This is a genomic window from Stenotrophomonas maltophilia group sp. Smal13 (assembly GCF_030236855.1).
GTDB classification, from domain to species: Bacteria; Pseudomonadota; Gammaproteobacteria; order Xanthomonadales; family Xanthomonadaceae; genus Stenotrophomonas; species Stenotrophomonas maltophilia_A.
In genome coordinates this window covers 314-5,867 of record NZ_JASJSQ010000149.1, presented here as the reverse complement: position 1 = coordinate 5,867, position 5,554 = coordinate 314, and the positions used below count along the sequence as shown (strand labels likewise).

Below are 5,554 nucleotides of genomic sequence, written 5' to 3'. Positions count from 1 at the left end.
TGAGGTTGCCGGCCAGCGGCCGGCACTACCGCGGGTGCAGGGCTGCAAGCCCTGCCGAACAACCCCTAATCGTGACCGCTGTCGTCCAGGCTGATGATCCCGCGCCGCAGCGCCTGGGTCACCGCATGCGTGCGATCACCCACGCCCAGCTTGTCCATCAGGCTCTTCATGTGCGCCTTCACCGTCTGCTCGGAAATCTGCATGCGCTCGCCGATGCGCTTGTTCGACAGGCCCCCGGCCACATGCCTCAGTACCTCGGTTTCGCGCGGCGACAACCGGTCTTCCACCACATGCGCGGCGATGCTGGCCGCCACCGCCGGGGGAATCGGTGCGCGGCGGCCGCCAGCGACCATGCGGATCGTATCGACCAGCTCATGGCGCAGCATGTCCTTCAGCAGATAGGCGCTGGCGCCGGCCTGCAGTGCCCTTACCGCACGTACGTCACCGCGGTAGGTGGTCAGCACGATGATGCGCGCGCGCGGGTCCATCGCGCGGATCCGCACGATCGCTTCCACACCATCCAGCCGTGGCATCTGCAGGTCCATCAGTACCACGTCGGGCTGCAGCCGCTGGTAGCAGGCGATGGCTTCCTCGCCATCGGCGGCTTCGCCGAGCAGGCGCAGATCGGGTTGTGCGCCCAGCAGCGCCGCCAGGCCGTCACGCAGCAGCGGGTGGTCGTCGACCACCAGCACGCCGATCAGGGCAGGGGACTCAGTCATGGTTTGCTTTACTCCAGGGCCAGCGCCAGCGCGATGGGCGGCGGTGATACAGGCGCCGGGCGGGAACCGCCAGCGCGACTTCGGTCCCCAGTCCGGCGCGGGTCCACAGCTGTAGTTCCGCACCGAGGCGCTGCGCGCGCTCACGCATGCCCTGCAGGCCCCAATGACCATGGCCGGCATTGTCGTCGGCGATGCCGACGCCATCGTCGCGCACGTGCAGCAGGAAGCACCGCGTGCCGTAGGACAGCTCCACTTCGATGGCGCTGGCGTTGGCGTGACGCAACGCATTGCGGATCGCCTCACGCCCGATCAGGAACACTTCTTCGGCCGCGTCGGCCTGCAGCGGTGGCGTTGCACCTTCCACGGTCAGGCGCAGTGGGTTGGTGCCATGCCCGGCGTACTCGGCGTGCACATCGGCCAGTGCCGAAGCGAGGTCGCGGCCAGCGAACGGTCCCTCACGCAGGGCATTGACCCGCTCGCGGCCCTCGGCCAGGTTGCGCTCGGCCAGTTGCATCGCCGATTCCAGCTGGCCGCGTACCTGCTCCGGGGTCTGCGGCGACTGGCTGATCGCGTGCAGGCGCAGGATCAGGCCCTGGCTGCCCTGCAGCAGGGTGTCGTGCAGGTCGCGTGCGATGCGTTCGCGTTCGCCATTGCGTTCCTGCAGGCGCGCGCGGAACAGCGCGGCCAGCTGCCCGCTGCGGATGCGCACCGCCATCACCAGCAGTGCGAGGATCGCGGCCGCACACAGCAGCTTGAACCACACCGTCTGCATGAAAGTGGGGGCGATGCGGAAGCTGCGACTGGCCGGTGCAGTGCTCCAGATGCCGTCTTCGTTGGCGGCTTCCACCTCGAACCGGTAATTGCCCGGGGCGAGGTTGGTGTAGTACGCCCGCGTGCTGCTGCCGGCATCCTGCCAGCCGTCGTCGACGCCGGACAGGCGATAGCGGTAGCGGTTGCGCTCCGGACGTGCCAGCGACAGCGCCACGTAATCGATCTGCAATTGGCTGGTGCCGGCCGGAAGGCGCAGGCCATCGCGCAGTGGCTCGTGCTCACTGCCATACAGTACTTCGCCGATGCGCACGCTGGGCGCCATGGTGTTGACGTGCGAGCGGGTGGTGTCCAGCCAGGCTAGGCCCTGGTTGGTGGCCAGCCACAGCAGTCCGTCATCGGCCAGCGTGGCGGTGGCGATCGGTCCGCTCTGCAGGGCGATGCCCGGCATGCCATCGACCGCATCGAACAGGCGTGGCGTCACCGGCTGCCCGGTGCGCAGCGCCCGTCGCAGCTGATGGCTCCCCAGCCGGACCAGGCCACGGCTGCCATTGAACCAGAGGTGTCCGTTCGGATCGGCCACCATGCCGGTGATGCCTTCCAGTACGCCGGCCATGTCGGTACGCACCGGAACGAAACGACCGTTGCCAACGCGCGCAGCCAGACCGGCTTCGCCGGCGACCAGCAGCAGGTCCTGGTGATGCAGCATTGCGGTGATCGGCCCGACCGACAGGCCCTGGCTGGCATCGAAGCTCTCGATGTGGCCCGCGCTCATCCGGCGCAGGCGGCCGTCGGCATAGCCGAGCAGCAGCTGGCCATGGGCATCCAGCGCCAGCGATGAGCAGGCCTGCTCGGGCAGGCGGACCTCGCGCTGCCATTGGCCATGCAGGTAGTGCAGGACGCCGCGTTCACCCGTGCACACCCATGCCTGCGCGTCGTCGGGGAACAGCAGGGCGTGCAGCGGTTGCCCGGTGAACGGGGCCGGCAGCGGGATCAACGAGGTGTGGCCGGCGACCGTGCGCGCAAGATTGACCCAATCGAACTGCCAGATCGGCGTGGGTGCCTGGCGCGCGGCGGCCTGCAGCTGCGGGGCACTGCCATCCAGCAGAGTGCGCCGCAGATCGTAGGGTTTGAGGTCTTCGCCATAGCCATACACGCGGCCATCGCTGGCCCGCACCAGCGAGCGGTAGGGATCACTCGGGCCCACTGCCAGGGTGTGCACGCTGCGTGCGCGGAAGCGGTTGAGGCCGAGATTGGTGCCGACCCAGAGATTGCCTTCGCGGTCGGCGATGATCGGCACCGCCGAGGTGGCGGTCAGCCCGTGCGGCGAATCGAAGCGCTCCATGCGCACGGCGCGGCTGCCGTCGAAGGTGATGCGGGCGACGCCGCCGTGCGGGCTCATCGTGGCCCACAGCGCGCCATCGGCAGTGAACTGCAGGCGTGCAGCAACCAGTTCCGGAAGACGCCGCGCTTCACGTTCGCTGGCCGCCAACAGGCCCTGCGCGTTGGCCAGGGGTGAGGTGCCGCGCACCCGGTCGGCCAACCACACTTCACCCTGCGGGCTTTCGGCCAGCGTTGCCATCTGCGAGACCGCGATGCCGGTGTCCTCGAACGTGGTCTGGCCGGTCGCACGCATCCAGATCTTCAGGTCGGCCAGCACCCAGAACCTGCCCCGGCTGTCGTGCAGCACCCACTGCACACGGCGCTCGGGCAGGCCGGCTGCGGCCGGCAGTGGCTGCCAGCGCTGTCCATCAAAGTGGCGCAGCCCGCCATTGATCGCCGCCCACAGCTGGCCCTGGCGATCCTGGCTGAAGCGTGGGACCACGCCGACCGGCACCCCCTGCTCGCGGCCGTAGTTGTGCAGCCTCCCCTGTGCGAACCGGCTGATGCCGGCCTGGAAGTAGCCGATCCACAGGGCACCGTCGGCGGCATGCGCCAGTGTGACCATGTTGGTGGACGGGAACTGGCTGCCGACGGGCGCTGCCTGCCGTTCGAAGCGACGGCCATCAAAGCGGTACAGGCCCGAGCCGGTGGCCAGCCACAGCAGGCCGTCGCGGTCCTGGGTGATGTCCCAGATATCGCCGGGTGCACCCTGGCCGACCCGCCACGCGGTGTGCTCGTAACCGGGCAGCCCGCCGCTCACCGGCGGGCGCTGCACGGCAAAAGCGGGCAGGGCGGTCCACAGCAGCAGGCACGTCAGCAGCGTCGGCAGGCGACGGAGGACCTGGAAGGGGCGGCCACGCATGGCGCGCATTCTGGCAGGTGCGGGGCAGTCCGGGGTGACCCGAACGGGGTAGGCGGTCGCCGCCGCGGTCGGCTATCACGCCGGCATGTCCTGTGGAGCCCGGCCATGCAGCGCCTGTTCGTGATGTTCCCCGACCGCGGGCCGGGCATCGGCCTGCTGTGGCTGCGGCTGTGCCTGTCCGCGGCACTGTGCACGCCCGGCACGCATGCGGGCGGGTGGTCGGCGCTGTGCCTGCTGGCAGTGCCGATGCTCACGCTGGGTGTGTTGACGCCACTGGCCGTGCTGATGGCGGCCGTGGGCCTGTTCGCGCAGCAGGCGCCGTGGTCACAGGTGGTGCTGCCCTTGGCGCTGTTGATGTTGGGCCCTGGCGCCTATTCACTGGATGCGCGGTTGTTCGGTCGTCGCCTGCTCGGGCGTCGGCCTCCCCCATTCGGGTAGGTGCTGGCCTCGACCGACGGGGGTAGGGCATCGTGCGGCGGCCACGCACCATGGGGCACCCCCTCGCGGCGTCCCGCATGGCCACCGTCTTTTCGCCCGATCCGCCCGCCGTGGCGCTGGCACCGCAGCAGGCCGCCGCATTGCAGCGCGCCCTGCGCTATGTCGATGAGCACCTGTCGCAGCCGCTGCGGGTGACCGAGCTGGCCGCAGCCGCCTGCGTCAGCCGCTTCCATCTGGTGCGCCTGTTCCGGACCGGTACCGGTGCAAGCCCGCTGCGCTACGTGCGCCGTCGCCGCATCGAACGTGCGCGCCAGTTGTTGCCGGTCGCGCAGCTGCCGATGTCCTGCCTGGCGCAGCAGCTGGGCTTCTTCGACCAGAGTCATTTCGTCCGCAGCTTCCGCGCCGAGACCGGCTGCAGCCCCGGCCAGTACCTGGCCGGTGATGCCGCCCTGTTGCTTCCCCCTGATCGTGTTTCCAACGGAGTCCAACCATGAGCCTTGCCACCGCCACGCCCGCCCCGGCCCTCTTGTCGCCCACCGACCATGCCCTGGTGCTGATCGACTTCCAGTCGCAGATGGCGTTCGCTACCCACACCATCGACATCTCCGCGCTGCGCAACAACGTGTCGTTGATCAGCAAGGGCGCCAAGGGCTTCAACGTGCCGGTGCTGCTGACCACCGTCGCCGAAGCGTCGTTCTCCGGCCCGATGTTCCCGGAACTGCCGGAGATCTTCCCGGGCCAGACGGTGTTCGACCGCACCTCGATGAACACCTGGGAAGACCAGCCGGTGATCGACGAGATCAACCGCATCGGCAAGCGTCGCCTGGTTGTTGCCGGCCTGTGGACCAGCGTCTGCATCGTGGGACCGGCGCTGTCGGCGCTGGCACAGGGCTTCGAGGTGTATGTGATTACCGATGCCTGCGGCGATGTCAGCGAAGAAGCCCACGAGCGTGCGATCACCCGCATGGTGCAGGCCGGTGCAGTGCCGATGACCAGCGTGCAGTACCTGCTGGAGCTGCAGCGTGACTGGGCGCGTGGCGAGACCTACGAGCTGACCACCGGCATTGCCCGCGACCATGCCGGCGGCTATGGCATCGGCATCCAGTACGCCAAGCGCATGTTCGGCGCGCAGGAAGGCGGGCACTGAGCATGCTGGCTGGCCATGGCCTCGACCTGGCCCTGCTGATGCTGCGCGTGGCAGCCGGGGGATTCCTGCTGCCCCACGCGCTGGGCAAGCTGTTCGGTTGGTTCGGCGGTCCTGGGCTGGCCGGCTTCGCCACCGAACTGCGCGGCTTCGGCCTGCCAGCGGTGGCACCGCTGCCGCTGCTGCTGGCCCTGCTGCAGGTGCTGTCAGGGCTGGCCGTGCTGCTGGGCTGGCAGACCC

The 5,554-nt window shown here is 69.3% G+C and carries 6 protein-coding genes; 4 read left to right on the top strand and 2 right to left on the bottom strand.

The features are described 5' to 3' along the window. Nucleotides 1-65: 65 nt before the first annotated feature. Both QRO95_RS24775 and QRO95_RS24770 read right to left on the bottom strand, forming a co-directional pair. Nucleotides 66-719: a response regulator transcription factor gene (locus QRO95_RS24775; protein ID WP_107432195.1), complete on the bottom strand. Its 654-nt coding sequence runs from the start codon at nucleotides 717-719 to the stop codon at nucleotides 66-68. After that, nucleotides 712-3,741: a sensor histidine kinase gene (locus QRO95_RS24770; RefSeq protein ID WP_285303684.1), complete on the bottom strand. Its 3,030-nt coding sequence runs from the start codon at nucleotides 3,739-3,741 to the stop codon at nucleotides 712-714. Before QRO95_RS24770 ends, QRO95_RS24775 begins: the two co-directional genes overlap by 8 nt. 96 nt (nucleotides 3,742-3,837) lie before the next feature. Here QRO95_RS24770 and QRO95_RS24765 point away from each other — a divergent pair, with 96 nt between their 5' ends. From QRO95_RS24765 to QRO95_RS24750, 4 genes are all read left to right on the top strand, one after another. Beyond that, nucleotides 3,838-4,170 (top strand): hypothetical protein, encoded by a 333-nt coding sequence (locus QRO95_RS24765; protein ID WP_032128091.1) that lies wholly within the window; start codon nucleotides 3,838-3,840, stop codon nucleotides 4,168-4,170. A 50-nt stretch (nucleotides 4,171-4,220) separates the two neighbouring features. After that, complete coding sequence (locus tag QRO95_RS24760) at nucleotides 4,221-4,664, top strand: helix-turn-helix transcriptional regulator (protein ID WP_053091059.1); 444 nt, start codon at nucleotides 4,221-4,223, stop codon at nucleotides 4,662-4,664. After that, nucleotides 4,661-5,317 (top strand): hydrolase, encoded by a 657-nt coding sequence (locus QRO95_RS24755; protein WP_049422794.1) that lies wholly within the window; start codon nucleotides 4,661-4,663, stop codon nucleotides 5,315-5,317. Before QRO95_RS24760 ends, QRO95_RS24755 begins: the two co-directional genes overlap by 4 nt. A 2-nt stretch (nucleotides 5,318-5,319) precedes the next feature. Continuing rightward, a partial coding sequence (locus QRO95_RS24750; RefSeq protein WP_404830390.1) for a DoxX family membrane protein occupies nucleotides 5,320-5,554 on the top strand: 235 nt, incomplete at its 3' end.

What these genes read in the sequence shown, in the direction of transcription:
- QRO95_RS24775 (WP_107432195.1), bottom strand. Translation starts at nt 719, where the DNA reads ATGACTGAGTCCCCTGCCCTGATCGGCGTGCTGGTGGTCGACGACCAC.
- QRO95_RS24770 (WP_285303684.1), bottom strand. Translation starts at nt 3,741, where the DNA reads ATGCGCGCCATGCGTGGCCGCCCCTTCCAGGTCCTCCGTCGCCTGCCG.
- QRO95_RS24755 (WP_049422794.1), top strand. Translation starts at nt 4,661, where the DNA reads ATGAGCCTTGCCACCGCCACGCCCGCCCCGGCCCTCTTGTCGCCCACC.
- QRO95_RS24760 (WP_053091059.1), top strand. Translation starts at nt 4,221, where the DNA reads ATGGGGCACCCCCTCGCGGCGTCCCGCATGGCCACCGTCTTTTCGCCC.
- QRO95_RS24765 (WP_032128091.1), top strand. Translation starts at nt 3,838, where the DNA reads ATGCAGCGCCTGTTCGTGATGTTCCCCGACCGCGGGCCGGGCATCGGC.